Origin of the sequence: Kitasatospora sp. NPDC051702 (genome assembly GCF_040681575.1) — a bacterium.
Taxonomy (GTDB): Bacteria; Actinomycetota; Actinomycetes; order Streptomycetales; family Streptomycetaceae; genus Kitasatospora.
Window position 1 is genome coordinate 32,715 of record NZ_JBFAZB010000003.1, and the last position, 26,754, is coordinate 59,468.

The 26,754-nt window shown below is 75.4% G+C and carries 26 protein-coding genes and 1 other RNA gene; 14 read left to right on the forward strand and 13 right to left on the reverse strand.

Annotated features, from left to right (window positions below; all coding sequences use genetic code 11):
* Nucleotides 1-30 precede the first annotated feature (30 nt).
* Nucleotides 31-2,022, reverse strand: coding sequence for an alpha/beta fold hydrolase (locus AB0N04_RS03650; protein ID WP_360214548.1), 1,992 nt, complete (start codon nt 2,020-2,022; stop codon nt 31-33).
* 871 nt (nt 2,023-2,893) lie between these two features.
* Between AB0N04_RS03650 and AB0N04_RS03655 the strand changes: the two genes are divergently transcribed.
* Genes AB0N04_RS03655 through AB0N04_RS03665 form a run of 3 tightly spaced genes read left to right on the forward strand, consistent with a single transcriptional unit; the run spans nt 2,894 to nt 5,638 of the window.
* Nucleotides 2,894-3,730, forward strand: a complete 837-nt coding sequence (locus AB0N04_RS03655; RefSeq protein ID WP_360214550.1) for a Nif3-like dinuclear metal center hexameric protein — start codon at nt 2,894-2,896, stop codon at nt 3,728-3,730.
* Nucleotides 3,731-3,753: 23 nt separating this feature from the next.
* Nucleotides 3,754-4,497, forward strand: coding sequence for a C4-type zinc ribbon domain-containing protein (locus AB0N04_RS03660; protein ID WP_360214552.1), 744 nt, complete (start codon nt 3,754-3,756; stop codon nt 4,495-4,497).
* Nucleotides 4,498-4,501: 4 nt separating this feature from the next.
* Nucleotides 4,502-5,638, forward strand: coding sequence for a bifunctional RNase H/acid phosphatase (locus tag AB0N04_RS03665; RefSeq protein WP_360214554.1), 1,137 nt, complete (start codon nt 4,502-4,504; stop codon nt 5,636-5,638).
* A gap of 65 nt (nt 5,639-5,703) precedes the next feature.
* Here AB0N04_RS03665 and yaaA read toward each other — a convergent pair whose 3' ends face one another.
* Nucleotides 5,704-6,489, reverse strand: coding sequence for a peroxide stress protein YaaA (gene yaaA / locus AB0N04_RS03670; RefSeq protein ID WP_360214556.1), 786 nt, complete (start codon nt 6,487-6,489; stop codon nt 5,704-5,706).
* Nucleotides 6,490-6,719: 230 nt separating this feature from the next.
* On the opposite strand from yaaA, the gene AB0N04_RS03675 reads away from it, so the two are divergent.
* From AB0N04_RS03675 to rnpB, 5 genes are all read left to right on the forward strand, one after another.
* Nucleotides 6,720-7,130, forward strand: a complete 411-nt coding sequence (locus AB0N04_RS03675; protein ID WP_360214558.1) for a hypothetical protein — start codon at nt 6,720-6,722, stop codon at nt 7,128-7,130.
* On the forward strand, nt 7,127-7,498 hold the full coding sequence (locus tag AB0N04_RS03680; protein WP_360214560.1) for a Fic family protein: 372 nt from the start codon (nt 7,127-7,129) through the stop codon (nt 7,496-7,498). Before AB0N04_RS03675 ends, AB0N04_RS03680 begins: the two co-directional genes overlap by 4 nt.
* Before the next feature lie 66 nt (nt 7,499-7,564).
* Nucleotides 7,565-9,037, forward strand: coding sequence for an RNB domain-containing ribonuclease (locus AB0N04_RS03685; protein WP_360214562.1), 1,473 nt, complete (start codon nt 7,565-7,567; stop codon nt 9,035-9,037).
* Nucleotides 9,038-9,064: 27 nt separating this feature from the next.
* Nucleotides 9,065-10,552: an MFS transporter gene (locus AB0N04_RS03690; protein ID WP_360214564.1), complete on the forward strand. Its 1,488-nt coding sequence runs from the start codon at nt 9,065-9,067 to the stop codon at nt 10,550-10,552.
* Nucleotides 10,553-10,565: 13 nt separating this feature from the next.
* Nucleotides 10,566-10,964: RNase P RNA component class A (rnpB, locus tag AB0N04_RS03695), an RNA gene on the forward strand.
* Nucleotides 10,965-11,072: 108 nt separating this feature from the next.
* Here the strand turns inward: rnpB and AB0N04_RS03700 are convergent.
* Together AB0N04_RS03700 and AB0N04_RS03705 are read right to left on the reverse strand one after the other, a co-directional pair.
* Complete coding sequence (locus AB0N04_RS03700; RefSeq protein WP_360214566.1) at nt 11,073-11,330, reverse strand: Prokaryotic metallothionein; 258 nt, start codon at nt 11,328-11,330, stop codon at nt 11,073-11,075.
* A gap of 101 nt (nt 11,331-11,431) precedes the next feature.
* The gene (locus AB0N04_RS03705; protein ID WP_360214568.1) at nt 11,432-11,830 is read right to left on the reverse strand and encodes an ACT domain-containing protein; all 399 of its coding nucleotides are present in this window, start codon (nt 11,828-11,830) and stop codon (nt 11,432-11,434) included.
* A gap of 166 nt (nt 11,831-11,996) precedes the next feature.
* Between AB0N04_RS03705 and AB0N04_RS03710 the strand changes: the two genes are divergently transcribed.
* Complete coding sequence (locus AB0N04_RS03710; protein WP_360214570.1) at nt 11,997-12,656, forward strand: helix-turn-helix transcriptional regulator; 660 nt, start codon at nt 11,997-11,999, stop codon at nt 12,654-12,656.
* A 48-nt stretch (nt 12,657-12,704) separates the two neighbouring features.
* Here the strand turns inward: AB0N04_RS03710 and AB0N04_RS03715 are convergent, their stop codons facing one another.
* On the reverse strand, nt 12,705-12,902 hold the full coding sequence (locus AB0N04_RS03715) for a hypothetical protein (RefSeq protein WP_360214572.1): 198 nt from the start codon (nt 12,900-12,902) through the stop codon (nt 12,705-12,707).
* A gap of 54 nt (nt 12,903-12,956) precedes the next feature.
* Entirely contained in the window at nt 12,957-13,187 is a 231-nt protein-coding gene (locus tag AB0N04_RS03720; protein WP_360214574.1) for a hypothetical protein, read from the reverse strand.
* 499 nt (nt 13,188-13,686) lie between these two features.
* On the opposite strand from AB0N04_RS03720, the gene AB0N04_RS03725 reads away from it, so the two are divergent.
* Nucleotides 13,687-14,388 (forward strand): bifunctional DNA primase/polymerase, encoded by a 702-nt coding sequence (locus AB0N04_RS03725; RefSeq protein WP_360214576.1) that lies wholly within the window; start codon nt 13,687-13,689, stop codon nt 14,386-14,388.
* Between the two features lie 21 nt (nt 14,389-14,409).
* Here AB0N04_RS03725 and map read toward each other — a convergent pair whose 3' ends face one another.
* Nucleotides 14,410-15,255 carry a type I methionyl aminopeptidase gene (map, locus tag AB0N04_RS03730; RefSeq protein ID WP_360214578.1) on the reverse strand — a complete coding sequence of 282 codons (846 nt, stop codon included), beginning with the start codon at nt 15,253-15,255 and terminating at the stop codon, nt 14,410-14,412.
* A 104-nt stretch (nt 15,256-15,359) separates the two neighbouring features.
* On the opposite strand from map, the gene AB0N04_RS03735 reads away from it, so the two are divergent.
* Nucleotides 15,360-15,596: a hypothetical protein gene (locus tag AB0N04_RS03735; RefSeq protein WP_360214580.1), complete on the forward strand. Its 237-nt coding sequence runs from the start codon at nt 15,360-15,362 to the stop codon at nt 15,594-15,596.
* 14 nt (nt 15,597-15,610) lie between these two features.
* Here AB0N04_RS03735 and AB0N04_RS03740 read toward each other — a convergent pair whose 3' ends face one another.
* Complete coding sequence (locus AB0N04_RS03740) at nt 15,611-17,014, reverse strand: MFS transporter (protein ID WP_360214582.1); 1,404 nt, start codon at nt 17,012-17,014, stop codon at nt 15,611-15,613.
* A gap of 121 nt (nt 17,015-17,135) precedes the next feature.
* Nucleotides 17,136-17,741: a hypothetical protein gene (locus tag AB0N04_RS03745; RefSeq protein WP_360214584.1), complete on the reverse strand. Its 606-nt coding sequence runs from the start codon at nt 17,739-17,741 to the stop codon at nt 17,136-17,138.
* A 47-nt stretch (nt 17,742-17,788) separates the two neighbouring features.
* Here AB0N04_RS03745 and npdG point away from each other — a divergent pair, with 47 nt between their 5' ends.
* Together npdG and AB0N04_RS03755 are read left to right on the forward strand one after the other, a co-directional pair.
* Nucleotides 17,789-18,481 (forward strand): NADPH-dependent F420 reductase, encoded by a 693-nt coding sequence (gene npdG, locus AB0N04_RS03750; protein WP_360214586.1) that lies wholly within the window; start codon nt 17,789-17,791, stop codon nt 18,479-18,481.
* 112 nt (nt 18,482-18,593) lie between these two features.
* Nucleotides 18,594-18,785, forward strand: a complete 192-nt coding sequence (locus AB0N04_RS03755; protein ID WP_360214588.1) for a hypothetical protein — start codon at nt 18,594-18,596, stop codon at nt 18,783-18,785.
* A gap of 92 nt (nt 18,786-18,877) precedes the next feature.
* On the opposite strand, the gene AB0N04_RS03760 is transcribed toward AB0N04_RS03755, so the two are convergent.
* Nucleotides 18,878-19,693, reverse strand: a complete 816-nt coding sequence (locus tag AB0N04_RS03760; RefSeq protein ID WP_360214590.1) for a site-2 protease family protein — start codon at nt 19,691-19,693, stop codon at nt 18,878-18,880.
* 274 nt (nt 19,694-19,967) lie between these two features.
* Here AB0N04_RS03760 and AB0N04_RS03765 point away from each other — a divergent pair, with 274 nt between their 5' ends.
* Nucleotides 19,968-23,342, forward strand: coding sequence for a BTAD domain-containing putative transcriptional regulator (locus AB0N04_RS03765; RefSeq protein WP_360214592.1), 3,375 nt, complete (start codon nt 19,968-19,970; stop codon nt 23,340-23,342).
* A gap of 220 nt (nt 23,343-23,562) precedes the next feature.
* Here AB0N04_RS03765 and AB0N04_RS03770 read toward each other — a convergent pair whose 3' ends face one another.
* The 3 genes from AB0N04_RS03770 to panB all read right to left on the reverse strand — a co-directional run bounded on the left by AB0N04_RS03770 (nt 23,563) and on the right by panB (nt 26,482).
* Nucleotides 23,563-24,375 carry an ABC transporter permease gene (locus AB0N04_RS03770; RefSeq protein WP_360214594.1) on the reverse strand — a complete coding sequence of 271 codons (813 nt, stop codon included), beginning with the start codon at nt 24,373-24,375 and terminating at the stop codon, nt 23,563-23,565.
* Nucleotides 24,372-25,379 (reverse strand): ATP-binding cassette domain-containing protein, encoded by a 1,008-nt coding sequence (locus AB0N04_RS03775; RefSeq protein WP_360214596.1) that lies wholly within the window; start codon nt 25,377-25,379, stop codon nt 24,372-24,374. The genes AB0N04_RS03770 and AB0N04_RS03775 overlap by 4 nt, the downstream gene beginning before the upstream one ends.
* 233 nt (nt 25,380-25,612) lie before the next feature.
* Nucleotides 25,613-26,482, reverse strand: a complete 870-nt coding sequence (gene panB / locus AB0N04_RS03780; RefSeq protein ID WP_360214598.1) for a 3-methyl-2-oxobutanoate hydroxymethyltransferase — start codon at nt 26,480-26,482, stop codon at nt 25,613-25,615.
* Nucleotides 26,483-26,754 lie beyond the last annotated feature (272 nt).

Below are 26,754 nucleotides of genomic sequence, written 5' to 3' on the forward strand. Positions count from 1 at the left end.
CGCGCCCGGGGGCCGGGCGCGGCGGTGTCATCAGCCCGGTCGGCCGGTCCGCAGGAACCCGGCGAGCAGCTCGTGCAGGACGGCGGCGCCCTCCTCGGCGAGCACCTCGTGGCCGGAGCCGGCCGCCTCGACGTACCGGAAGTCCACTCCCTCGACCCGGCCGATCCGCAGCAACTCGTGCCGCAGCGAGCGGGATTGGCCGACCGGGACGACCTCGTCCCGATTGCCGTGCACGATCAGCAGCGGTGCGGTCAGCCGGTGCGCGAGCTGCAGGACGTCGCGCGGGCCGCGGGCGTCGGCGATCGTCTCGCCGCCGCCCAGCCGGGTGGTCAACGCCCCGACGGGCCCGGCGGCCTCGGCCAGCAGCCGGGCGCCGGACAGGAACGGGGCGACCACCGCGCAGCGCGACACCTGCTCCGCGGGTGCGTGCGCGGCCGCCAGCAGGGCGAGGAACGCGCCGTAGCTGACCCCGAACAGGGCCGGGGGCTCCAGGCCGAGCGCCGCACGCTGCCCGGCGATGCCGTCCAGCAGGTGCAGCACGTCGTCCAGGTCCGGTCCGCCCCAGGCGCCCCGGATGGCCATCGCGTGCGCCACCCCGTAACCGGTGGAGCCGCGCTGGTTGGGGGCGACGACGGCCAGCCCCTCGGCGGACATCCGCTGCAGCGCGGGATCGAACTCCAGCCGCCAGGCGTCGGCCGGGCCGCCGTGCAGCGCCAGCACCAGGTGCGGGCTGCTCAGCCAGGCGTCCCCGCCGTACACCACGGCCTCCAGGGGCCCTGCGGGGCCGGCGAGTTCGAGGCTCTGCGCGGGCTGCCAGCGGCCGCCGTCGCCGGGTGCGGTGCTGCCGTCCACCCGCCAGCCCGGCGGCGGGGTGCGGGTGGCCCGGGGGCCGTCGGGCTGCCACGGCAGCCCGGCCCCCCGCCAGGGGCCGGGGGGCCCGGAGCCCAGTGGTGCCAGTTGCAGCGGCAGCGGCGTCGGGCCGCCGGCGGCCGGGGCGGGGCCGTGCGCGAGCAGCGCGTCGACGTCCAGGGCGGCCAGCGCCGCGGGGTGGTCGGGCGAGGAGTAGGGGAGCCGCAGTGCCGCCTCGCCCCAGTGCCCGACCGAACCGAGCCGGCCGGGCGGGACGGGGAGCGGTTCGAGCCGGCCGGTGCCCGGCCGCCAGAGGGCGAGCGCCGAGCCGGCGCCGTGGTCGACCTGCACCGCGACCCGCAGGCCGTCGCCGTCCGGCCGCAGCGCCACCGGACGCAGGACGGTGCCCGCGACGTGCAGGCACGCCGGGAACCGCAGCGGCTCGCCGCCGCCCAGCACGCCCCAGCCGAGCCGGTCGGTGCCCGGTGCGTCGCTGCGCACCATCGCGAACCCGCTGTCCGGGTCGAACAGCACCAGCCGGTCGTTGCTGTGCCCGCCGATCTCCAGCAGCGGGGCGGTCGTGCCGCTGCGCAAGTCCAGCAGCACGCTGCGGACGAGCCCGGCGTCGACCCGGTCCAGCGCCAGCAGGTCACCGGTGCGGTCCAGCCAGGTGCCGCCGCCGTGCAGTCCGGGGATCTCGGCGACCCGTTCGGGCTCGCTGCCGTCCGTGCGCACCAGCCAGGCGGTGGTGGCCGGGCGGTTGTCCGTGCCGAGGGCCAGGGCGACGGGCGTGCCGGGGCCGGCGCCGGGGCCCGTCGGGAGTGCCAGCAGCCGCAGTCCGGGCATCCGGATGGTGGCCACCGGCTGCTCCGCGGCGGAGGTCCCGCCGTAGGAGAGGCGGACCAGGTCGTGGCGGTCCCCGTCGTGGCGGCAGATCAGCACCGAGCCGTCCGGCAGTGCGACCAGGTGGGAGCGCAGGTCCTCCGAGCGGTTGCCGGACAGCGGCAGGGCGAGCGGGGCGGCCGGGCCGCCGTCCGGGGGCAGCCGCCAGCTCTCCGCGTACCAGCCGCCGTCGGCGGCCGAGGCCAGGCAGGCAGCGTGTCCGCCGTCGGCGGCGAAGGCGAAGCCCAGCCGGCGCAGCGCCGGCGCGACGGTCCGGGTGGCCAGGTTCACGTCCCGATCACCCCGCTCGTCGTGCCGCGACACCGGTGGACCTCCGGCCGTGCCGGCTCCGGACGCGGGCCCGTCGCGGATCCGGTGGACCCGACGCAGACGGCCCGGCCGTGCACCGGAGGCCCTCGACGGCGACCTCCCGGTCGTCGTCGCCTCCCCGGCCTCCGGCGCCGGCCGGCGCCGCCCGCGTCGTCCCCGGCCACGGGGCCGCCGCATCCGGCCCGTGGCCCGCCGATTCCCCGCCCGCGGCCGTACGCAGCGATGTGTCCGCCTCCATGCGCCGCCACATCCCTTCGTCTGGGCCGCCGGCCCGGGTGCCCACTGCTCCGGCACCCGGGCCGACGCCCCGGCCTGATCGGTTCCTCGGAAGGAGCGGGAGCCCCGGGGGCCGGAGTCACCGGCCCCGCCGTGCCCCGCCCGGTGCCCGCTCCTGCCGGGCCCGCGCGGGGCGGAGCGCCGTCCGGACCGCCAAGTCGGGGCGCCTCCCGGGGCAACTCCCGTTCGCAGGACTGAAGTTACTTTCGAGGCGGGGGTGACTCAACGGAGCGCCGGTCACTTCACTCATAAGGGTGATCCGGGCTTCGTTTCGCCTTCGTGCGAGGGCCCCGGTGTGAGCAACGCGCGCCCGGCGTGCGGAGGCGCGGAGGCCGCGCCGGTCGCTCCCGGCCGCCCCCTCCGCCGGTTGACGCGCATCCGTACGCCGACGGCACCTCCGTCCGAACGCCGCCCCCCGCTCGGGCCCGACCCCCGCCCGACGGGGGCCCGCGCCCCGCCCGAACGGCACCCCGGACTCCTCCGGCTCCCGCGGCCCGGCCCGCCCCGCCCCACGGCCGGGGCCCGACCGCCCCCGCGCGCACGGTAGTCTCGACAGGTGCCGAAACTGTCCGACGTCATCACCGCGCTCGAAGAGGTCTACCCCCCGCAGTGGGCGGAGTCCTGGGACGCCGTCGGCCTGGTCTGCGGGGACCCTCAGGCCGAGGTCGGCCGCGTGCTGTTCGCCGTCGACCCCGTGCAGACGGTCGTGGACGAGGCCGTCGAATGGGGCGCCGACCTGGTCGTCACCCACCACCCCCTCTACCTGCGCGGCACCACCAGCGTCGCCGCGACCGGTTTCAAGGGCCGGGTGGTGCACACGCTGATCAGCAACGGCATCGCCCTGCACGTCGCGCACACCAACGCCGACCACGCCGACCCCGGTGTCTCGGACGCGCTGGCGGAGGCGGTCGGACTCCGGGTGACCGGCCCGCTGGTGCCGGACCCGACCGACCCGCTGGGCCGCCGCGGCTCCGGCCGGATCGGCCTGCTGGAGCCCCCGCTGACGCTGTCCGCCTTCGCCGCGCAGGTCGCCAGGGGCCTGCCCGCCACCGCCGCCGGGGTCCGCGTCTCCGGGGACCCGAACCGGCTGCTGAGCCGGGTCGCCGTGTGCGGCGGCTCGGGCGACGGATTCTTCGCCGAGGTGCGGGCGGCCGGGGTGGACGCCTACCTCACCGCCGACCTGCGCCACCACCCGGCGTCCGAGGCCGCCGAGGCGGCGCCGGTCGCGCTGGTCGACGCCGCGCACTGGGCCACCGAATGGCCCTGGCTGACCCTGGCCGAGCGGGCCCTGCTGGCCGCCGCGGACAAGCGCGGCTGGGCCGTGGAGACCAAGGTCTCCCACCGGGTCACCGACCCGTGGACCGCGCACGCCCCCATGTCCTTCACCGCCTGACCCGATTCACAGGAGCCCTCCGCTTGAACGCCGCGCCCGCCGACCAGATCCGCCTGCTCGACCTCCAGGCCATCGACTCGAAGCTCGACCAGCTGGCCCACCGGCGCCGGACCCTGCCCGAGCACGCCGAGATCGAGAAGGCCTCCGCCGACCACACCGCGCTCAAGGACCTGGTGGTCGCCGCCGAGGCCCAGCAGGGCGACACCACCCGTGAGCTGACCAAGGCGGAGGGGGACGTGGAGCAGGTCCGCGCCCGGTCCGCCCGCAACCAGCAGCGCCTCAACTCCGGCGCGATCACCTCGCCGAAGGACCTGGAGAACCTCCAGCACGAGATCGGCTCGCTGGCCAAGCGCCAGGGCGACCTGGAGGAGGTCGTGCTGGAGGTCATGGAGCGGCTGGAGAGCGCCCAGGGCCGGGTCGTCGAGCTGGGCGCCCGCCTGGAGCACTCCACCGTCGTCCTCACCGAGGCCGAGGCCCGCCGCGACGCCGCCTTCGCCGAGATCGACGGCGAGGCCGAGAAGGTCAAGCGGGACCGCGAGGCCGTCGCCGCCGTCATCCCCGCCGACCTGCTCAAGGTCTACGGCAAGCTGCGCGAGCAGCAGGGCGGCGTCGGCGCGGCCCGGCTGTACCAGCGCCGCTGCGAGGGCTGCCGCACCGAGTTCTCCATCACCGAGCTGAACGCCATCAAGGCCGAGCCGGCCGACAAGGTGGTCCGCTGCGAGAACTGCTCGCGGATCCTGGTCCGGACCGCCGACTCGGGCGTCTGAACCGGTGGCGGCACGCTTCATCGTCGAGGCTGACGGCGGGTCCCGGGGCAACCCGGGGCCGGCCGGCTACGGCGCGGTGGTCCGGGACGGCGACACCGGGCAGATCGTCGCGGAGGCCGCCGAGTTCATCGGCCACGCCACCAACAACGTGGCCGAGTACCGGGGCCTCATCGCCGGCCTCAAGGCGGCCCGGGACCTCGACCCGGACGCCTCGGTGGACGTCCGGATGGACTCCAAGCTGGTCGTCGAGCAGATGTCGGGCCGCTGGAAGATCAAGCACCCCGACATGCAGCCGCTGGCCGCCGAGGCGCGCACCGTCCTGCCGCGCGGCCGGGTGACGTACACCTGGATCCCGCGCGAGCGGAACAAGGACGCCGACCGGCTCGCCAACGAGGCGATGGACGCGGGCCGGGCCGGCCGCCAGTGGGAGCCCCGGCCGAAGGCCGCCGCCGTCGCCGCGGAACCGCCGCTGGAGACCGCCGCCCCCAGGGCCGGCTGGGCGGCCGAGGCCGACCTCGGTACCCCGACCACCTTCGTCCTGCTGCGCCACGGCGAGACGGCGCTGACCCCGCAGAAGCGGTTCTCCGGCAGCGGCGGCACCGACCCGGAGCTCTCCGACCGGGGCCGCTGGCAGGCCGAACGGGCCGCCGCGGCGCTCGCCGCGCGCGGCAGCGTCCAGGCCGTGGTGGCCTCCCCGATGCGCCGCACCCGGCAGACCGCGGAGATCGTCGCGGCCCGGCTCGGCCTGGAGGTCCGGTACGAGGACGGGCTGCGCGAGGTCGACTTCGGCGACTGGGAGGGCCTGACCTTCGCCGAGGTCCAGGAGCGCTACCCGGACGACCTGGCGGCCTGGCTCGGTTCGGCCAAGGCCAAGCCGACCGGCAGCAGCGAGAGCTTCACCACGCTCACCCACCGGGCCGGCGTCGCCCGGGACAAGATCATCGCGCGGAACCCGGGCCGGACGGTGCTGGTGGTCTCCCACGTCAGCCCGATCAAGACGCTGGTCCGCCTGGCCCTCGGCGCCCCGCCGGATTCGATGTACCGGATGGAGCTGTCCGCCGCCGCGCTGTGCTCCGTCCAGTACTACGCGGACGGCAACGCCTCGCTGCGGCTGCTCAACGACACCTCGCACCTGCGCTGAGCGTCCGCGCCGCCGGGGCCGGGGCCGGTGCCCCGCCCCGGAGGCGCGCCGCGGGGCCGCCGCGCTCAGTGCACCTCGGTGACCACTAGGTCCAGCTGCCAGGGCTTGCGCGCCGTCCCCTCGGCCGCCACCTCCACCCGGTGGCCGAGGCCCAGCAGCGCGTCCGTCAGTTCACCGGGCGTCTTCGGCTCGGCCCCCGCGACCAGCAGGTCCCGCACCAGACGGCCCTTGGTCGCCTTGTTGAAGTGGCTGACGACCGTGCGCCTGCCGTTGCGCTCCTGCAGCACCCGGACGGTCGCCGTGCGGGACACCACCTCACCAGCCGGCTTCCACGCCGCCGCGTACGCCGAACTGCGCAGGTCCAGCACCAACCCGTCGGCCACCTCGGGCAGCACGTCGGCCATCGCGCCCCGCCAGTACGCTCCGAGCGCCCCCAGCGGCGGCAGTTTCACGCCCATCGAGCAGCGGTAGGGCGGGATCCGGTCGGAGATCCGCACGGCGCCCCAGAGACCGGAGAAGACCAGCAGCGAACGCTCCGCGCGGTCGTACGCGGCGGCGTCCAGCGTGGCCAGGCCCAGGTTGTCGAACAGCACGCCGGTGTACACCTCGCCGGCTGGCCGCGCCCCCGCCGTCGGCAGCCCGGCGTTGCGGGCGACCTCCCCGCGCAGGCCCGGGCTGAGCCCCAGCACCCCGGCGGCGGTGTCCTCGTCGCCCCGGCAGAGGCCGACCAGCGCGTCCAGCACCGCGCCGCGCGCGGCCGTCAGCCCGGGCAGCGACAGCCGGTCGAGTGCCACCGGCACGCCGTCCCCGGACGCGGCCTTGCCCTCCGAGGGCGGCAACAGCACCAGCACAGCGGACTCCTCAACACTTTGTGGCAGACGGACCCCGCCACCCTACCGCCGGGCCGCCGGACCCCGGCGGGGGCGACCGTCGCCGGGACGGCCGCCCGGCTGCCCCCGCCCGTACCTCCCGCGCGCGTACCTCCCGCACCTTCCGCGCCCGGTCCGTGCCCGCGCCCCTGAAATCCGGTGGGCCCGGCCGGCGTCCGCCACTACCGTGAGCAACGAGGAGCGTGAACGAGATGACCCTGCGACCCCTGGACCCGGTGCCCGGCGACGACGACGCCGCGGCGGAGGCCCTGTCCGTGCCCGTGCCCGCCGGCCTGCCGGCGGAGACCCGGCAGGCCCTGGAGTTCGCGGTGCGCGCGGCCGCCGAGGCCGTGATGGCCGGGAGGGTCCGGGTGACGGAGGCGCCGGCCGGTTCGGACACCGCCGAGCTGGCCTTCGACGTCCGCCGCTCCGCCGTCCCGGACGTCCTCACCGAGCACCCGAGGCCGCCGTCCCGGCCGGCGGCGCAGCCGTCCCCGGAGTCCCCGGATCCGTCGGAGCCCCCGGAACGTGCCGGGCCGGGCCGGGCCGAGCGCCGTGCGGCCCTGGTGGCCCGGATCCGTGCGGCCAACGCGGAGACGCTGGAGAGGCTCAAGGACCTGTGACCGAGTACCTGGACCTCGACGACGTCACCTACCTCGCCGGCGGTCCGGGGAACGTCCGCGACCTCGGCGGCCTGCTCTCGGCGATCGCCCGCCCGCAGGCGAGCCTGTTCGGCGGCGACGCCTACCCGGACCTCTGGTCCAAGGCGGCCGCCCTCGGCCAGAGCCTGGCCCGCAACCACCCGCTGGTCGACCGGAACAAGCGCACCGCCTTCGAGGCGATGCTGCTGTTCCTCGACTACAACGCCGAGCCGTACACCGACCCGCACCCGGACGACGCCGTGGCCTTCATGCTGCGGCTGGCCACCGGGGGCTACGACGACGCGGTCTCGCTGGCCGCCAAGGACCTCAAGTCCCTGCTGGGGCGGTGAGTTCGCGGCACGCCGCCGGGCGGCCGCCTCCGTCCGGAATCACCCGATTCGCCCTACGCTGCCTGCATGCCTCGCCGAAAACTGCGCGTCAAGGCCGCCGACTCCGCCCGGATCAACGCCGAACTGGCCGAGCTCCGCGCCAGCCTGGAGGTCCACACCGAGTGGCCCGAACCGGTGCTGGCCGAGGCGGAGGAGGCCGCCGAACGCCCCCGGCTCCCCGAGTACGACGCCACCGACCTGCCCCTGTTCACCGTCGACCCGCCCGGCTCCCGCGACCTCGACCAGGCCATGCACCTGACCCACCGCCCCGGCGGCGGGTACCGGGTGTACTACGCCATCGCCGACGTCGCCGCCTTCGTCCGCCCGGGCGGCGCGATCGACGCCGAGGCCCGCCGCCGCGTCGAGACCCTCTACTTCCCGGACCACCGCGTCCCGCTGCACCCCGCCCGGATCTCCGAGGACGCCGCCAGCCTGCTGCCCGGCGAGCCCCGGCCCGCGCTGCTCTGGCAGCTGGACCTCGACGCCGACGGCGCCGTGCTGCTCGCCGACCTGCGCCGCGCCCTGGTCCGCTCGCACCGGCGCCTGGACTACGCCGCCGTCGAGCGCGCGGTGGAACTGGGCGGCGCCGACGAGCAGCTCGCCCTGCTGGCCGCCGTCGGCCGGCTGCGCGAGGAGCAGGAGCGCGCGCGGGGCGGCGTCAGCCTGCCGGTGCCCGAGCAGGAGGTGGAGGAGACCCTGCACGGGTACGTGCTCGGCTACCGCGCCGCCGGCCCCGCCGACGGCTGGAACGCGCAGATCTCGCTGCTCACCGGCATGGCCGCGGCCGAACTGATGCTGGACGCGGGCGTCGGCCTGCTGCGCACCCTGCCGGCCGCCCCCGCCGCCGCGTACGAGCGGTTGCGCCGGATCGCCGCCGCACTGGACGTGGACTGGCCGCAGGGGCTCCCGTACCCGGAGCTGGTCCGCTCGCTGGACCCGGACACCCCGCTGGACGCCGCCTTCCTCAACGCGTGCACCGGCCTGCTGCGGGGCGCCGGCTACCGGGCCTTCGACGAAGCCCGCGGCGTGCCCGCCCCGGCGGATCCGGCCCACGCCGCGCTCGCCGCCCCGTACGCGCACTGCACGGCGCCGCTGCGCCGGCTCGGCGACCGCTTCGCGCAGGAGGTGTGCGCCGCCGTGGCGGCCGGGGAGGAGGTGCCGGACTGGGCGCGCGAGGCGCTGACCGAGGTGCCGGGCCTGATGGCGACCGGGGACCGCCGGGCGGCCGAGGTCGAACGGGCCTGCGTGGACCTGGTCGAGGCGGAGCTGCTCACGGGCCGGGAGGGCGAGGACTTCACCGCGGTGGTGGTCGACGTGGACGGGAAGCGGCCCGGCTCCGGCACGGTGCAGCTGCGCGAGCCCGCCGTCCGGGCCCGCTGCGACGGCCCGGCCGAGGCGGGCGCCGCCGCGCCCGGCGCCCTGCCGCTCGGCGGCCTGGTCCGGGTCCGGCTGACCCGGGCCGACCCGGCCACCCGGACGGTCCGCTTCGCCGCCGTCTGAGCGCCGCGGGGATGGGAGGATCGGTGCGTGCCCGAAGCCGACCCCTCCAGCGCCCCGGAGCGCCGCCGCCGTCTGCTCGTCCTCGCGATCTGCTGCCTGAGCCTGTTCATCGTCGGTCTGGACAACACCGTGGTGAACGTCGCGCTCCCGGCGATCCAGCGGGACCTCGACGCCCCGGCGTCCGGGCTCCAGTGGATCATCGACGCCTACACCCTGGTCCTCGCCTCCCTGCTGATGCTGTTCGGCTCGGTGGCCGACCGCTTCGGCCGCCGCCGGGTGTTCACGACCGGGCTGGCGTGCTTCGCGCTCGGCTCGCTGCTGTGCAGCCTGGCGGCGGACCTCGAGTGGCTGGTGGCGTTCCGCGCCCTGCAGGCGGTCGGCGGTTCGATGCTGAACCCGGTGGCCATGTCGATCATCACCAACACCTTCACCGACCCGCGGGAGCGGGCCCGGGCGATCGGCGTCTGGGGCGGGGTGGTCGGCCTCTCGATGGCGCTGGGCCCGCTGCTCGGGGGTTTCCTGGTCGACGCGGCCGGCTGGCCGTCGATCTTCCTGATCAACGTCCCGGTCGCCCTGGTCGCGATCGCCCTGACCGTCCGCTTCGTCCCGGAGTCCCGCTCGCCCCGGCCGCGCAGGCTCGACCCGGTCGGACAGCTGCTGATGGTCGTCCTGCTCGGCTGCGGGACCGCCGCCATCATCGAGGGCCCGGGCCACGGCTGGACGTCCCCGCTGATCCTCGCCCTGGCGGCGGCCGCGCTGGCCGCGCTGGTCGCCTTCCCGCTCTGGGAGCGGCGGGTGGCCGAGCCGCTGGTGGACCCGCGGTTCTTCGCCGGTGCGCCGTTCACCGGGGCCACCGTCACCGCGGTCTGCGCCTTCTCGGCGCTCGGCGGCTTCCTCTTCCTCAACACCCTCTACCTGCAGGGCGTCCGGCACTACGGCCCGATCGAGGCCGGCCTGTGGACGCTGCCGATGGCCGGGATGATGCTGGTCTGCGCGCCGCTGTCCGGGCGGGTCGTCGCGGCCCGGGGGCCGCGCGGGCCGCTGGTCGCGGCCGGGCTGGGCCTGGCCGCGAGCGGACTGCTGCTGACCCGGCTGGCCGCGGACTCCCCGCCGGCGCTGCTGCTGGTCGCGTACGCGCTGTTCGGCTTCGGCTTCGGCACGGTCAACGCGCCGATCACCAACGCGGCCGTCTCGGGCATGCCGCGTGCCCAGGCAGGGGTGGCCGCGGCGGTCGCCTCGACCAGCCGGCAGGTCGGCCAGTCGCTGGGGGTGGCGGTGATCGGCACGGTGGTGACGGCGGCCGTGGTCGGCCCGGTGGCGACGGGCTTCGCCCCGGCGACCCACGCCGGCTGGTGGATCCTGGTCGGCCTGGGCTGCGCGATCTCCCTCCTCGGCCTGGTCACCACGACCGCGTGGGCCACCGGGACGGCCGCCCGGGTGGCCGCCCGCCTCGGCGGCGATCCGCCGGTGGACCGGTCCGGTGTGCGGGAGGCGCCGCCCGAGCGGCTACGATGACCACTACGGCGGAAGAGCCGGCCGGGCGGTCGCGACGGGTCCCAGGACCCGCCGAGGAACGTCCGGGCTCCACAGAGCAGGGTGGTGGGTAACGCCCACCCGGGGTGACCCGCGGGACAGTGCCACAGAAAACAGACCGCCCACCGCTTCGGCGGAGGGTAAGGGTGAAACGGTGGTGTAAGAGACCACCAGCGACCGGGGTGACCCGGCCGGCTCGGTAAACCCCACCTGGAGCAAGGTCAAGATCGGTGTCCTCGGGCACCGTGCGCGAGTGTTCGAGGGCTGCTCGCCCGAGCTCGCGGGTAGACCGCACGAGGCTGTCGGCAACGGCAGTCCTAGATGGATGGCCGCCTCCCCGGGCCGCGCGAGCAACCCGGGAGACAGAACCCGGCGTACAAGGCCGACTCTTCCGCCCCTGACTTCACGAGGGCCCTCCGACCTGCGGAAACGACAGGTGGGAGGGCCCTCGGTGGTGTTCCGGCGCCCCGCCGTGGAGTTCCGGATGCGGGCCCCGGCGGGGTCAGGACGGGTGGACTCCGACGGCGTCGCGGATCTGCTCGCCCAGGCCGCCGTTGACCCGGGCGCAGTTGGCGCAGCAGAAGAACATGCCCGCGACCTCCACGCCGTGGCCCACGATGCGGACGTCGCACTGTTCGCAGCGCGGCGCGAGCTTCTCCATCGCGCACTCGAAGCTGTCGAAGGTGTAGGTGTCGCCGGTGACCGTCCTGATCTCGAAGGCGAGCCAGTAGTCGTTGCCGCAGGTGACGCAGATGGCCATGGCGGCCGTCTCCTTCCGGTCGGGGCCGGCCGGCCGGGGTGGCCGGGCGGCCTGCTCCCAGTGTCTGGGGGCCGCCCGGGGGCGGCCACCCGGCGGCTGCGTCAGGTGGACCGGGCGGCCAGCTCCTCGAGGGCCCGGACGGCGCGCTCGGCGTCGTCGGCGCCGACGAACAGGTGGTCGTGGTGGAAGCCGGCCACCACGTTGCAGCTGATGCCCTCCTCGGCGAGCCGCCCGGAGACGGCCGCGGTCAGACCGACGGCCTCCAGGGCGGAGTGGATCCGGAGGGTGATCCAGGCCGCCACGTACGAGTAGCGCAGGCCGAGTGCGTCGGCCTCCTCCTGGGTCACCACCACCGTCACCCCCTCCGGTTCGGCGACGGTCACCACCGGCCGCATTCCGGCGGGCACCTTCGCGGGGAGCGTGCAGTACACGTACCGCCCCGGGTTGAGCAGCGGGCGCATTCCGCGCAGCAGGGTCGCAAGGTCTCGTTCTCCGGCCATGCGCGCCACCGTAGCGGCTGGGTCGCGGACGGGCGCCGCGTCCGGCGGCCGTGTCGGAATCCGTTGACGAGCGACAGTCACCGATATATCGTCGAGCTATCGAGACAGTAACTCGACTGGCTCGGTCGACAAGGAGGTGGGCGCCATGCGCTCAGGAAACCCGGGAATGCGATTCAGGGGAGAGGGCCCGCGCGGTGCTCGGCGCCGGTTCGGGCCGGGCCCCGGGCCGGAGGGCTTCGAGGGCTTCGGCGGCCGGGAGGCCTTCGGCGGCTTCGGCCCGCCGTTCGGCGGTGGCGGCCCCGGTCGCCCGATGGGCGGCCCGTTCGGCCACGGCTTCGGCGGGCACGGCGGCCGGCGCGGCGGTCCGCACGGTCGGCGCGGCGGCCGGGCCCGGCGCGGGGACGTCCGCGCCTCGCTGCTGGCCCTGCTCAAGGAACGGCCGATGCACGGCTACGAGATGATCGCCGAGATCGTCGAGCGGACCGGCGGGGCCTGGCGGCCCAGCCCCGGCTCGATCTACCCCAACCTCCAGCTGCTGGAGGAGGAGGGCCTGATCACGGCCGAGGAGGTCGGCGGCAAGCGGCTGGTCTCGCTCACCGAGGCGGGCCGGGCCGTGGCCGAGGCGGGGCCCGCCGAGCCGTGGGCGGAGGCCGGCCGGGAGGTCGACTGGGAGGCCGTCCAGGAGGTCGGCCAGGCGCTGGCCGCCGTCGACCAGGCGATCCGTCAGGTCATGACGACGGGCACCGAGGCGCAGCGCACCAAGGGCCTGGCGGTGCTCACCGAGGCCCGCAAGAAGCTGTACCTGATCCTCGCCGAGGACGACTGACCGGTGCGGGGTGCCGACCGGTACCGGGGCGACGGGCGGTGCGGCCGCTCAGGAGCGGACCGCGAACAGGGCCACGCAGGCGAGCAGCAGCACCGCCCAGCCGAACCAGAGCCAGCCGTTCGGGCCGATCACCACGGTGTAGAGGCTCACCACCACCAGCAGGGCCCCGGTGACGCCGGCGACCTGCCGGTTGTGGTGCGCGACCGCCTGGGAGCGGGACCTGGGGTGCCGTACCGTTCTCGCCATGCCGTCCTCCCGGGGAGGCTGCGAGGGCGGCCCGGGACGCGCGGGGCGCGGCCGTCAGCCGGACGCGCGGGCGGTGGCCGCCTCGTCGAACTCGTAGCGCCAGTGCCAGCTGATGCCCCGCACCTGCTTGGACCGGACGTAGACCAGTGTGCGCGCCGGGGTGTCCCCGTGCGCGGGGACCGGCACCGTGTACTTCTTCGGCACGCCGAACATCGGCCCCAGCGGGACGGGGAGGATCCGGCCGTCCAGGGGGCCGCCGACGAATGCGGTGTCCGTGCTCTTCACCCCACCAGGGTCTCACCTCCGCACGGGTGACCGGAGCGCCGGCCGGAGCAGTCGGCCGGCGGGGCCGTGCGGACGGGCCGCACGGCTGGTCCGGGCCGTGCCGGGAGGACGTGGCAGGGGGGTCCGGCGCAGGCCGTGTGTCGGCCGGGTGCCGGGAGTGTGACCGGAGAGGCACCGCCCCCGGTCATCCGGATGCCCCGCGCACCCTTATCCTTCCTGTTACGCCCTCGGGGTTCACCCGGGTCAGCGGGCCCCGTACGGGCCGGGCGAGGCGCGAATCCGCGTGCGTTCCGGCCGAGATGGCGCGGACAGCGTGCTGCCGCGACTTCGTACCGTGACCCGGGCGTCGGCCTCCGGTGACCCCGGATCCGGTCGGCAGGGCGCGGACAGCAGGGCCGAGCACCGTCCCGGGAAGCAGCGGGGGGCGCTGTGCGTTGCGTCGGAGTGGTACGTCGAACGCTGTGTCGCACCAGGCACGGCAGTGCGCGGAAGGGGCCCGATGGAAGCCGGCGGCAGGTGGACGACCTGGTGGCAGAAGCGTGATCGTCAGCGGGCCCGGTCGGGCGACGTGGACGGCCCCGCGGCCAGACTGGATCAGCTGCTCGGCGCGGTCCGCGCCGGATTCCCGCTCGCGCCCGCCGCCCATCCGGCCGGGTACCGGTGTTCCTGTGACCGGGTGGCCTGTCCGGCCCCCGCCCAGCACCCGGTGTCCTTCGCCTGGCAGACGCAGGCGACCACCGACCCCGAACAGCTCGCCCGCTGGCTCTCCCGCGACCCCCAGGCCAACTTCGTCACCGCCACCGGCCGCGCCCACGACGTGCTGGACGTCCCGGCGGAGGCCGGCCGGCTCGCCCTGGAGCGGCTGACCGAGCTGGGCGTCGAGGGCCCGGTCGCCGCCGTCGGCGAGGACCGGTACCTCTTCTTCACCGCCACCCGCGGTACCCCGCAGGACGAGGACGAGTGGTGGCCGAGCGCGCTCGACTCCACGCCGGACACCATGTCCGAGCACCCCGGCCTGCGCTGGCACTGCCGCGGCTCGTACACCCTGCTGCCGCCGGCCGCCCTGCCGGACGGCTCCCGGGTGCGCTGGCTGCGCGGTCCCGAGCAGCCGCTGCCGGACCCGCTGCGCGTCCTGGACGTGCTGACCGACGCCTGCACCGAGGTGGGCGCCGTCGCCGAGGAGCAGTGGCTCATCGGCTGACGGCGGCGCGCCGCGCGGGGGTCACGGCAGGGTGAGGACCTCCGCGCCGTCCGCGGTGACCACCAGGGTGTGCTCGAACTGGGCGGTGCGCTTGCGGTCCTTGGTGACGACCGTCCAGCCGTCCGCCCAGATCTCGTAGTCGTAGGTGCCGAGGGTCAGCATCGGCTCGATGGTGAAGGTCATCCCGGGCTTGATCACCTCGGTGGCCCGCTCGCTGTCGTAGTGCGGGATGATCAGGCCGGAGTGGAACGACGTGTTGATGCCGTGCCCGGTGAAGTCCCGCACCACGCCGTAGTCGAAGCGCTTGGCGTAGGACTCGATGACGCGCCCGATGACGTTGATCTGGCGCCCCGGCTTGACCGCCTTGATCGCCCGGTCGAGGGACTCCCTGGTCCGCTCGACGAGCAGGCGGGACTCCTCGTCCACGTCGCCGACCAGGTAGGTGGCGTTGAGGTCGCCGTGCACCCCGTGGATGTAGGCGGTGGCGTCGATGTTGACGATGTCGCCGTCCTGCAGCACGGTCGAGTCCGGGATGCCGTGGCAGATCACCTCGTTGATCGAGGTGCAGACGGACTTGGGGAAGCCGCGGTAGCCGAGGTCGGACGGGTAGGCGCCGTGGTCGCACATGTACTCGTGGGCGACGGCGTCCAGCGCGTCGGTGGTGACGCCGGGGGCGATCAGCGCGGCGGCCTCCGCCATCGCCTGCGCGGCGATCCGGCCCGCGATCCGCATCTTCTCGATCGTCTCGGCGGTCTGCACCTCGGGCCCGGTGTACGGCGCCGGGGCGGGCCGGCCGACGTACTCGGGGCGCGCGATGTGCGACGGGACCTTGCGGGTGGGGGACTGGATGCCGGGTACGAGTGCCATGGCCGCGAGTCTATCGGCCGGCCCCGGACCGATCGGGTGGTGTGCGCGGCGGCCCGGGCCGGGGAATGATCAGTACGACCCCAACACGTCGACGGGAGGGCACCATGCCCCTGGGATTCCACCGCAAGCCGACCGGCAAGCCCGGCGAGTGGTTCTACTGCATCAAGCACGGCAAGGTCGAGGAGGGGCCGGAGTGCCCCGCCAAGGACCGCCTCGGGCCGTACGGCAGCCCGGAGGAGGCCGCGCACGCCCTGCAGACCGCGGACGAGCGCAACCGCGAGTGGCAAAACGACCCGCGCTGGACGGACCGGACGGACCAGCCCGAGGACCGGGCCGAGTAGGTCCTGTCCGGCCGTCAGTTCGCCGCCGGCGCCCGCCCGGCGCGCTCGCCGTCCGTCCGTGCGGACCCGGTGGGTTCGGGCTCGGCCTGCTCGCGTTCGGCCTGTTCGCGTTCGGCCGCCTCGTGCCGGGCGCGGACGGCGGCGGCGTGCGGATCGGTCCGGTCGTCGTACGCGAGCAGGCGGGGCAGCGCGGCCGCGACCGCCAGGACGGCGGCGACGCAGGCGAGGCCGCCGGTCCAGACGGCCGCGCGGACGCCGATCAGCCCGGCCATGGTGCCCGCCCGGACCTGGCCCAGCTGCGGGCCGACGGAGTAGCTGAGCAGCTCGACCCCGGCCATCCGGCCGCGGACCTCGTCCGGGATGGACTGGTTCCACATCGTCGAGCGGGCGATCCCGCTGATCTGGTCGGCGCCGCCGGCCAGCGCCAGCCCGAACAGCACCGGCCAGACGCCGTCGGACAGGCCCGCGAGCGTCATCGCCGCGCCCCAGCCGACGGCGGCGACCAGCAGCAGCCGGCCGTGCCGGTGGATCCGGGACGTCCAGCCGCTCGTCGCCCCGACCAGCAGGGCACCGGCCGCGGAGGCCGCGTACATCGGGCCGAGCGCCCAGTCCGCGCCCAACTCGGCGGCCAGGAAGGGGAAGACGGCCACCGGGAAGGCGAACAGCATCGCGCAGAGGTCGATCGCGTAGGTCCCGAGCAGGTCCTTGCGGCTCCAGGCGTACCGCACACCGGTGAGCACCGCGGCCACCGAGGGCCGTTCGGCGCCGGTGGCCGGCGGCACCGCCCGGATCCGGGCGAGCAGCAGCAGCGAGACGACGAAGGTCAGCACGTCCAGGGCGTACGCGGTCTGCACCCCGGAGAAGGCCACCACCACGCCGGCCAGCGTCGGGCCGGCCACCGAAGCGGCGTTGTGGTAGAGCGACTTGAGGGCGAACGCGGCGGCCAGGTGCTGGTGCGGGACGATCCGCGGGGTGAGCGAGTCCAGCGCCGGGCGCTGCAGCCCGTCGCAGGCCGCGACGAGTGCGGCGACGACGTAGACCGGCCAGAGCAGCGGCGACGGCAGCAGCGCGTTGAGCAGCAGCAGCCCGGCCAGCAGCCCGAGGGCCGCCTCGGAGCGCAGCACCAGCTTCCGGCGGTCCAGGGCGTCGGCGAGGGCGCCGCCCCAGAGGCCGAAGACGATCAGGGGCACGAGCTCGAAGGCGCCGACCAGGCCGACCGCGAACGAGGAGCCGGTCAGTTGCTTGATCTGCATCGGCACGGCCACGTACGTCAGGAAGCTGCCGAAGCTGGTGACGCAGCCGGAGAGCCAGAGGAAGCGGAAGTCGCGGGAGGCGTGCCAGGGCGCGAGGTCGGGTCGGAGGGCACGCAGCAGCGACCGCACCCGGCCGGGGGGATGCGGTGGTTCGTCGTCGTTCACGAACCACCATCCTGCGGCGGGCGTTCCCGCCGCCGCAAAGGGTTTTCCGGCCGGCGCCGCCCGCGGCCCCGCCTGCCCGCCCGCGGCTCCGCCCGTCCGGCCGTGGCTGACGGCGCCGGCGCTACCAGCGGCTGATCGCCGGCGGCGCGGTCAGCCGCCGGGCCAGCCCGGCGAGCCGCTCCAGCGCCGGCCGGCGGGCCGGGGGGTGCCCGGCGGCCGCGCTCACCAGGTGCTGGGCGAGGTCGAAGGGCTCCTCGGCGGCGGTGCCGACGGCCAGCCGCTCGTGCGCCAGCCCGCCGAGGTCGCCCGGCGAGGTCGGGGCGGCGCCGTCCAGCGCCAGCACCGTCGCGCCGTGCCGCCGGGCGTCCTGAACCCGTTCCAGCAGCGGCGCGCCGGCCGCGTCCGGGGCCACCACCAGGACGGTGGCGCCGCGCCGGGCCGCGGCGAGCCGGTCCAGGTCGTGCGCGAGGTGGGCCGCGGCGCCGGCGGGCGGGCGGTGCCGCAGCAGGGTGGGCGCCAGTCGGGGAACGGCCGACCAGGCGGCCTCGTCCGCGAGGTGCGCGGCCAGGTGCCAGGGCTCGTATGCCTCCGTGCCGACCAGCAGCAGCTCGCCGGCCCCGCGCCGGGACACCGCGCGCCGCAGCGATCCGGCGAAGCCGCCGACCGCCTCCAGCCAGCCGGTGCCCGCCAGGTGCTGCCGGAGTGCCGAAACTCTCACCGCGTCCATGCGGCCCAGAATGTCGCGCCCGGCCGGGCATTTGGCAGGATCGGCCCATGACTTCCCTCGATTCAGCGACAAACCCGGCCCACGAACTGCCGGACGTCTCGCACCTGGTGGTCGGTGTCCTGGGCGGCACCGGCGACCAGGGGCGCGGACTCGCCCTCCGACTGGCCAGGGCCGGCCAGCAGGTGATCATCGGCTCGCGCGACGCGGCCCGCGCCGAGGCCTCCGCCGCCGAGCTGGGCGTCGGCGTGCGCGGCGCCGACAACGCCACCGCCGCCCGGGAGAGCGACGTGGTGATCGTCGCGGTGCCGTGGGACGGGCACGCCGCGACCCTGACCGCGCTGCGCGAGGAGCTGGTCGGCAAGATCGTCGTCGACTGCGTCAACCCGCTCGGCTTCGACAAGCAGGGCGCCTACGCGCTGAAGCCGGAGGAGGGCAGCGCCGCCCAGCAGGCCGCCGCCCTGCTGCCGGACTCCCGGGTCACCGCGGCCTTCCACCACCTCTCCGCGGTGCTGCTGCAGGACGAGTCGGTGGAGCGGATCGACACCGACGTCATGGTGCTCGGCGAGGAGCGGGCCGCCACCGACGTCGTGCAGGCGCTGGCCGGCCGGATCCCCGGCATGCGGGGCGTCTTCGCGGGCCGGCTGCGCAACGCCCACCAGGTGGAGGCGCTGGTGGCCAACCTGATCTCGGTCAACCGCCGCTACAAGGCCCACGCGGGCCTGCGGGTGACCGACGTCTGAGCCCGACGGGCGTGTCGGCCTCACCCCCGGACCCGGTCCGGAGGTGAGGTCGGCGACAATGGGCTCCGGCCACGACCCGGCCGTCCGTAGCCGCCCCTAGGAGCCTCCCGCCATGCCCCGCACGTCCCTCTTCGCCCTGATCGTCGTCGTCCTCGCGCTGGCGGCCGCCGTGGTCTCGCTGACCCAGGGCTTCTGGCTGGGCCTGATCTGGCTCCCGATGGCCGGCGTGGCGAGCAACGTGCTCTGGCTGAACCGCCGCCGCGCGCGCATCGCCGAGGCCGTCGAGGCCGCCGAGCAGGCGTAGGGGCGGATCCGCCGGACGGAGCGGGGCCCGCCCGGCGGGATCCACCGGACGGGCCCCGGCCCGCGTCCGCCCCGGCCCGAGGCCGGGAGCCGTCAGTTCTTCCAGAAGCTGAACAGGTACCGGCCCAGCGTCGCGTAGTCCTGGTCCACGCCGAACAGGTTCATCAGGTCGTGGATGACGCCGAAGAAGAAGGAGTTCACCTCGGGCTGCCAGAGCAGCGCGAACACGGCCAGCAGGCCGTACGGCGCGAACGGCTCGACCGCGCGCCGGGTCTTCAGCGACAGCCAGGGCTCGACGATCCCGTAGCCGTCCAGGCCGGGCACCGGCAGCAGGTTCAGCAGGGCGGCGCTGAGCTGCAGCAGGCCGAGGAACCCGAGCGCCCCGGCGAACGGCGACACGGTGAGCTCGTAGCCGTTCCAGACCGCGTGCACCTTCGGGTCGTCCAGCCAGCCGGCGCCGATCGGGATCAGCAGCAGGGCGGCGCACACCACGTTCACCAGCGGTCCGGCCGCCGAGATCAGGCTGTGCTTGAGCCGGCCCTGGATGCGGTGCCGCTCGATCCACACCGAGCCGCCGGGCAGGCCGATGCCGCCGAGGATCACGAAGACGATCGGCAGCACGAAGCTGAGCAGCACGTTGGTGTACTTCAGCGGGTTGAGGGTCAGGTAGCCCTTGGCGCCGACGGTGATGTCGCCGCCGTGCAGCGCGGTGCGCGCGTGCGCGTACTCGTGCAGGCAGAGCGAGACCATCCAGCCCGCCACCACGAACAGGAACACCCCGAACGAGGCGTTGCCGTAGCCGGCGTACACCGCCCAGCCGGACGTGCCGAGGACGGCGAGGAGCACCCAGAACACCGGGCTGATCCGGCGGTCCTCGCTGCGTGAGCGCTGCGTGGCGGCGAAGGTCATGGCGTGGGTGCTCCGGGGGTCCGAGGGGTGGCCGGGCCGGCTGTCCGGGCCGGGCGTGCGGGCTGGTGTCCGGGTGACCGGACCGGGGACCGATCATGCCCGGCGCTCCGGTGGACGGACAAGCCGCCCAGGGTGAACGTCCGGGACCCCGTCCCGGGTTCCGCCCCCGGTGGCGGGGCCGGAGCGGGCCGGCGGACGGCCGACGGGCGGCGGACGGGACGGCCGACAGGACAATTGTGCGGCCCCGGAGGCGCCCATCGACCAGAATGGTCCGGTGCACTACGGCATCCTCGGAACGACCACGGCCCACCACGACGACGGCACGCCGGTGCCGCTCGGCGGCGCCCGGCTGCGGGCGCTGCTCACCGCACTGGCCCTGCGGCAGGGCCGCCCGGTGCCGGCCGACCTGCTGGTGGACGAGGTGTGGGAGGCCGAGCCGCCGCAGGACTCCTCCGCCGCACTGCAGACCCTGGTCGGCCGGCTGCGCCGCACCATCGGCCGGGACGAGGTCGGCTCCGGCCCGGCCGGGTACTGGCTGACCGGCCCGGCCACCGACCTCGCCGAGTTCCAGCGGCTCGGCGCCGAGGGCCGCCGGGCCCTCGACACCGGCGACCACGCGCTCGCCGCCGACCGGCTGCGGGCCGCCCTGGCGCTGTGGCGCGGGCCCGCGCTGGCCGACCTGCCGGACCGCGGCGGCCCGGCCGCCCGGCTGGAGGCCCAGCGCGACGAGGCCCGCCGGCACCGGATCACCGCGGACCTCGGGCTGGGCCGGGCCGCCGACCTCGTCGCCGAACTCGCCGAGCTGTGCGAACGGCAGCCGCTGGACGAGCCGTTGCAGCAGCTGATGATCCGGGCGCTGCACGAGAGCGGTCGGACGGCGGAGGCCCTGCGCCACTACGAGCGGACCAGGCGGGCCCTCGCCGAGGAGCTCGGGGTCGACCCGGGGCGCCGGCTCCAGTCCCTGTACGCCGAGCTGCTGGCACCGGCGGAGCCCGTACCGGAGCCGTCCGCGCAGGCCGCCGCGCCGGAGCCGATACCGGCGCCCGCAGCGGGCCCGCCCGCCGCGCCCGTACCGTTCCCGCGCGGGAACCTGCGCGGACGGCTGACCAGCTTCGTCGGCCGGGAGGCCGACCTCGCGGCGCTGCGGGCGGCCCTGACGGACAGTCGGCTGGTCACCCTGACCGGCCCCGGCGGCTCCGGCAAGACCAGGCTCTCGATCGAGGCCGGCCGCGCCGAGCAGTCCGCCGGCCTGTGGCCGGACGGCGTCTGGGTGGCCGAACTCGCCCCGCTGGAGAGCCCGGACGCGGTGCCCGCCGCGGTGGTCTCCGCGCTCGGCCTGCGCGAGATCGTCCTGCACAGCTCCAACATGGTCGCCGAGGTGATGGAGAAGCGCGCCGAGGACCCGGTGCGCCGCCTGGTCGAGCACTGCGGCCACCGCCGGATGCTGCTCGTCCTGGACAACTGCGAGCACCTGATCCAGGCCGCCGCCGACCTCGCCGACGTCCTCCTCGCCGAATGCCCCGGGCTGACGGTGCTCGCTACCAGCCGCGAGCCGCTCGGCGTCCCCGGCGAGAGCGTGCTGCCCGTCGAGCCGCTGCCCGACCCGGTGGCGCTGCGGCTGCTCGCCGAGCGCGCCGCCGCCGCCCGACCGGGCTTCGACCCGGGCGGGGACCCGGAGGCCTGCGCCGAGATCTGCCGCCGCCTGGACGGCCTGCCGCTCGCCATCGAACTGGCCGCCGCCCGGCTTCGGGTGATGACGGCCCGTCAGATCGCCGACCGCCTGGACGGCCGGTTCGCCCTGCTGACCGCGGGCAGCCGCACCCTGCTGCCGCGCCAGCAGACCCTGCGCGCGGTGGTCGACTGGAGCTGGGACCTGCTGGGCAAGCGCGAACGGGCGGTGCTGCGCAGGCTCTCGGTGTTCGCCGGGGGCTGGCAGCTGGAGGACGCCGAGGCGATCTGCGCCGACGGCACCGGGGTCGCCCGCGAGGAGGTCGCCGACCTGCTGCTGTCGCTGGTCGACAAGTCCCTGCTGGTGGCCGACCTGGACGACGGCGCCCTGCCGCGCTACCGGATGCTGGAGACCATCCACGAGTACGCGACGGAGCGGCTGGCCGAGTCGGGCGAGGAGCGGAGCGCGACGGAGGCCCGGCACCTGGCGCACTTCCGCGCGGTGGTCGCCGCCGCCGACCTGGACATCCACGGCCCCCGCCAGCTGCACCTGCTGTCGACGCTGGAGCGCGAGCAGGACAACATCCGGGCCGCGCTGCGCCGCGCGATCGACCTGGCGGACGAGGAGCAGGCGCTGGTCCTCGCCCTCGGGATGAGCTGGTACTGGTCGCTGCGCGGCTACAGCATGGAGGCCCGCGGCTGGTACACCGCGGTCGCCGGGCTGGGCCCGGACCCGTTCGCCCCGGGCACCCCGCCACCGGTGCCGCTGGAGCGCGGCGTCCTGGCCCAGGGCGTGCCGATGCCCGACGGGGTCGTCGAGGAGGCCCGGCGACTGCTGGCGATGCACCGGCTGATCGGGCTGTTCGAGGGCAACCTGGAGGTGCTGGGGGACGCGGACGCCCTCGCCGTCGCCGAGCACCTGCTCGCGGTCTACACCCCGGACCTGCCGCAGTCCTACCGCTTCCCGGCGCTGATGCGGGTGTTCGGCGCCTTCCTGGCCGGCCACCTGGAGAAGATGAAGGACCTGCTGGACGACGCGGTGCGCGGCTGCGAGGAGCACGGCGAGCCGAGCGACCTGGCCTTCATCCTGCAGGTGCGGGCCAAGATGATGAACGACTGGCCGGGCGGGGCCGAGCAGGGGATCCTGGACGGCGAGCGCTCGCTGGCGCTGTACCAGCAGGCCGGCGACCTCTGGGGGACCTCCCAGGCGCTGGCGGCCCGCGGGGAGTCGCTGGCCAACGGCGGCGACGCCGAGGGCGCGGTCGCCGCCTACGGGCGGGCGATCGCGCTGGCCGAGGAGCTGGGGGCGCCGCAGGAGGTGCCGATCCTGCAGGTGAACATGGGCGCCGCCCTGTTGGAACGGGACATGGCCGAGGGCGAGCGGATCATCCGGGAGACCCTCGCGGGGATCGACTCGCCGGCCGTGGACCAGGCCACCACCGGCGCGCTGCTGTTCGGGCGGCTGACGCTCTGCGGCATCCACGCCTACCGCGGCGAGTACCGGCTGGCCCTGGCCGAGCTGGACCAGCTGACCGTGTCCAGCGTCGGCGGCTTCGCCCCCGGGATCGTGGCCGGGCTGCTGACCACCTCCCGGGGCTGGATCACCGCCCGGGGCGGCGACCCCGAGGAGGGGCTCGCCCTGCTCCGCGAAGGGCGGCGGCTGCTCCGTTCGATGGAGGTCGCGAGCGGCTTCGCCGAGCAGATGACGGTCATGGTGGTCCCGGCGGCGGTCGGGGTGCTGCGGGCCTTCGCCGTCCGAGACGGCGACCTGTCGAAGGCCCGGCAGGCCGCCGCGCTGCACGGGGCGCACGGCGGGCTGAACGGCCCGAAGGGCGGTTTCCTGGAGCGCGCCGAGCGCGAGCGGGCGGAGGCCGAGCTGCGGCGGCTGCTGGGGGACGACGGGTTCGACGCGGCCCGCGCCGCCGGGGAGGGCCTGACCACGCGGCAGACCCGGGACCTGCTGGAGGAGCTGATCGGCTAGGGCCCGCCCCAGCCGATCAGCCGGGGCGCGCCCGGGGCCCGCCCGGCGGAATCCGCCGAACGGGCCCGGGGCCACCTGGCGGCGAGGGCCTGGCCGGCCGGTGCCCGTCCCCTGGTCACCGGCCGGCCCGCCCGTGCTCCGGCCGGCACCTGTCCCGGGTGCCGGCCGGTCGTCCGCCGGGCCCGGGGGAGGGGGCGGCGGGCGTTCCGGGGCCGTCGGCTCAGGTCCGCTTGCGGAACCGGGCGACGGCGAGCGGGGCGAAGACCGCGGTCGAGGCCGCCGACCAGACGAGCACGATCATCACCGGGTGGGCCACCGGCTCGTGGCCGTTGAGCAGGGCGCGGGAGGCGTCGGCCAGCGCCGAGAGCGGGTTGACCTCGGTGAACGAGCGCAGCCAGCCCGGCATGGTGCTGGTGGGGGCGAAGATCGAGCTGCCGAACTGCATCGGCATCAGGACCAGCATGGACACGCCCTGGACGGCCTGGGCACTGCGCAGCGACATGCCCAGCAGCATCGAGATCCAGACGATCGACATGCCGAACAGCAGCGAGAGTCCGACGGCGGCGACCACCTCGGGCAGGCCGGTCTTCACCTCGAAGCCGATGCACATCGCGAAGCCGATGAGGATGACGAAGGAGAGCAGCGCCCGGCAGGTCTCCGCGGCGATCTTGGAGAGCAGGACGGCGGAGCGGCCGATCGGCAGGGTGCGGAAGCGGTCCATCACCCCGGTCTGGAAGTCGCTGTTCAGACCGGTGCCGACGGCCATCGCGAGGGTGAGCCCGGTCTGTCCGAGCAGGCCGGGGATCATGTACTGCTTGTAGGCGTCCTGGTCCCCGGAGACGGCGCCGCCGAAGACGTAGACGAACAGCACGGTGAAGATGACCGGCATCAGGACGGCGTCGAACATCGACTCCGGGTCGGCCTTGATCCGCATCAGGTTGCGCCTGGTCAGCGCACCGACGTGGCGCATGGTGCCGGCCAGGCCGATCCGGGTGTCCTCCACCCGGGCGGGGGCGACGGTGGCGGTGGTCATGCGACGGGCTCCTTGGCGAGGCTGAGGGCGGTGTCCGCGGCGGCGGGCTTGCCGGTGATGGCGAGGAAGACCTCGTCGAGGCTGGGCACCTTGGTGTCGATGCCGGCGATCGCGAAGCCGCGGCCGCCGAGCACCCCGATGACGGTGGTCAGCTGCCCGTCGTCGGTGAGCGGCACCGCGAGCAGGCCGGTGTCGGCGGAGTAGGTGGCGGTGGCGATGCCGGTCTCCTGCAGGCAGCGCGTCATCTCCGGCAGGTCGGCCGGGTCCGCCGGGCGCACCTGCAGGGTCTGGCCGCCGACCCGGGCCTTGAGCTCGGTGACGCCGCCGCTGGCGATGACCCGGCCGCGGTCGATGACGGTCAGCTCGTCGGCGAGCTGCTCCGCCTCCTCCATGTACTGGGTGGTCAGCAGCACGGTGGTGCCCTCGGCGACCATCCGCTGGACCTCGTCCCAGACCTCGTTGCGGGTGCGCGGGTCCAGGCCGGTGGTGGGCTCGTCCAGGTAGAGCACCCGGGGGCGGCCGATCATGCTGGCGGCCAGGTCGAGGCGGCGGCGCATGCCGCCGGAGTAGGTCTTGGCGGACCGCTTGGCGGCCTCGGTGAGCGAGAACCGCTCCAGCAGCTCGGTGGCCCGGGCCTTGGCGTCGCGGCTGGAGAGGTCGAGCAGCCGGCCGATCAGGTAGAGGTTCTCGTACCCGGACAGCAGTTCGTCGACCGAGGCGTACTGGCCGGTGAGGCCGATGGTGCGGCGCAGTTGCTTGGGCTGGCGCAGCACGTCGTAGCCGCCGACGAAGGCGGTGCCGGCGTCCGGCTTGATCAGCGTGGAGAGGATCCGGACCAGGGTGGTCTTGCCGGCGCCGTTGGGGCCGAGCACGCCGAGGACGGTGCCCTCGCGGACGGTCAGGTCGACCCCGTCGAGGGCCTTGGTGCTGCCGTAGTGCTTGACGATGCCGTGCACCTCGACGGCGTTCCCCCGGTCGTTCGGGGCGGTGGCGATTCGTGTCATGCCACCAGGTTGTCCGGCCCGGCTGTCAGCGGGCTGTCGTGGCGGTGGCGGACCGGCGGGGCCGCTGTCAGCGCGCTGTCGGGCCGCTGTCACCGGTGCGGCCCGCCGCCCCGGGAGGGCCTGGAGCGGGGGGAGCGGGCTCGCCGGGCCGGGCGCGTCGGGTCCGGGGACGACGAGGGCCCCGCTCCGGTCGGGAGCGGGGCCCTGCTGCTCGCCCGGCCGGGCGGGCGCCGTCAGTGGAAGCTGTGCTCCTCCGCCGGGAAGGCGCCGCCGCGGACGTCCTCGGCGAACGCGCGGGCGGCGTCGCCGAGGACGGCCCGCAGGTTGGCGTACTGCTTGACGAACTTCGGCACCCGGCCCGCCGTCATCCCGGCCATGTCCGTCCAGACCAGGACCTGGGCATCGGTGTCCGGTCCGCCGCCGATGCCGACGGTCGGGATCATCAGCTGCTCGGTGACCTGGGCGGCCAGCTCGGCCGGCACCGCCTCCAGCACGACCGCGAAGGCGCCGGACTGCTGGACGGCCTTGGCGTCGCGCAGCAGCTGGTGCGCCGCCTCGTCGCCGCGCCCCTGGACGGGGTAGCCGCCGTAGGCGTGCACGGACTGCGGGGTGAGGCCGATGTGCGCCATCACCGGGATGCCGGCCTCGACCAGCAGCTCGATCGAGCGGGCGCTGCGCTCGCCGCCCTCCAGCTTGACCGCGCCGACGCCGGCCTCCTTCATCAGCCGGGCCGCGTTGTGCATGGCCTGCGCCGGGGACTCCTGGTACGAGCCGAACGGCAGGTCGGCGACGATCATCGCGCGCTTGGTGCCGCGGACGACGGCGGCGGAGAGCATCACCATCTGATCCATGGTCACCGGGACGGTCGTCTCGTAGCCGAGGTGGCAGTTGCCCGCGGAGTCGCCGACCAGCAGGACCGGGGTGCCGGCCTCGTCGAACACCCCGGCGGTGAGGGCGTCGTACGCGGTCAGCATGGACCACTTCTCGCCGCGCTGCTTGGCGGCGGCGAGGTCCCGGACGGTGACGCGGCGGTTGGTGACCCCGCCGTAGAGCGAGGCGGTGGTCGCCTGGTTCTGGGCAGGCGAAGGCGAAGAAGCGTTCATGGAACGGACTCCTGAAGGGTTGTCGTCTCGTGGCGCCGTGCGGCGTCCCCGGATCACCTCCATGCTTGCACGCCCCGGCGCGGGCGCAAAGAGGCGTGCGTGCGACCGGGTGCGATCTACGGCACACCGGTGGCCGGGGGGGTGCCCGGACTTTGCCTTCATTTTACGAAACGGGGTCGTCTCGTATCGTAATGGCCGCTACTCTGGTGCGGGGGGTTACGAGACGACGATGGCTCGGAATTGCCCGCCAGTGCCACACCACCACGGACGGG

What these genes read in the sequence shown, in the direction of transcription:
- AB0N04_RS03710 (WP_360214570.1), top strand. Translation starts at nt 11,997, where the DNA reads ATGCGATTCAGGGGAGAGGGCCCGCGCGGTGCTCGGCGCCGGTTCGGG.
- AB0N04_RS03675 (WP_360214558.1), top strand. Translation starts at nt 6,720, where the DNA reads ATGACCCTGCGACCCCTGGACCCGGTGCCCGGCGACGACGACGCCGCG.
- AB0N04_RS03705 (WP_360214568.1), bottom strand. Translation starts at nt 11,830, where the DNA reads ATGGCCGGAGAACGAGACCTTGCGACCCTGCTGCGCGGAATGCGCCCG.
- panB (WP_360214598.1), bottom strand. Translation starts at nt 26,482, where the DNA reads ATGAACGCTTCTTCGCCTTCGCCTGCCCAGAACCAGGCGACCACCGCC.
- AB0N04_RS03715 (WP_360214572.1), bottom strand. Translation starts at nt 12,902, where the DNA reads ATGGCGAGAACGGTACGGCACCCCAGGTCCCGCTCCCAGGCGGTCGCG.
- AB0N04_RS03700 (WP_360214566.1), bottom strand. Translation starts at nt 11,330, where the DNA reads ATGGCCATCTGCGTCACCTGCGGCAACGACTACTGGCTCGCCTTCGAG.
- AB0N04_RS03685 (WP_360214562.1), top strand. Translation starts at nt 7,565, where the DNA reads ATGCCTCGCCGAAAACTGCGCGTCAAGGCCGCCGACTCCGCCCGGATC.
- map (WP_360214578.1), bottom strand. Translation starts at nt 15,255, where the DNA reads ATGGCACTCGTACCCGGCATCCAGTCCCCCACCCGCAAGGTCCCGTCG.
- AB0N04_RS03775 (WP_360214596.1), bottom strand. Translation starts at nt 25,379, where the DNA reads ATGACACGAATCGCCACCGCCCCGAACGACCGGGGGAACGCCGTCGAG.
- AB0N04_RS03760 (WP_360214590.1), bottom strand. Translation starts at nt 19,693, where the DNA reads ATGACCTTCGCCGCCACGCAGCGCTCACGCAGCGAGGACCGCCGGATC.
- AB0N04_RS03745 (WP_360214584.1), bottom strand. Translation starts at nt 17,741, where the DNA reads ATGGACGCGGTGAGAGTTTCGGCACTCCGGCAGCACCTGGCGGGCACC.
- AB0N04_RS03735 (WP_360214580.1), top strand. Translation starts at nt 15,360, where the DNA reads ATGCCCCTGGGATTCCACCGCAAGCCGACCGGCAAGCCCGGCGAGTGG.
- AB0N04_RS03725 (WP_360214576.1), top strand. Translation starts at nt 13,687, where the DNA reads ATGGAAGCCGGCGGCAGGTGGACGACCTGGTGGCAGAAGCGTGATCGT.
- AB0N04_RS03755 (WP_360214588.1), top strand. Translation starts at nt 18,594, where the DNA reads ATGCCCCGCACGTCCCTCTTCGCCCTGATCGTCGTCGTCCTCGCGCTG.
- AB0N04_RS03770 (WP_360214594.1), bottom strand. Translation starts at nt 24,375, where the DNA reads ATGACCACCGCCACCGTCGCCCCCGCCCGGGTGGAGGACACCCGGATC.
- npdG (WP_360214586.1), top strand. Translation starts at nt 17,789, where the DNA reads ATGACTTCCCTCGATTCAGCGACAAACCCGGCCCACGAACTGCCGGAC.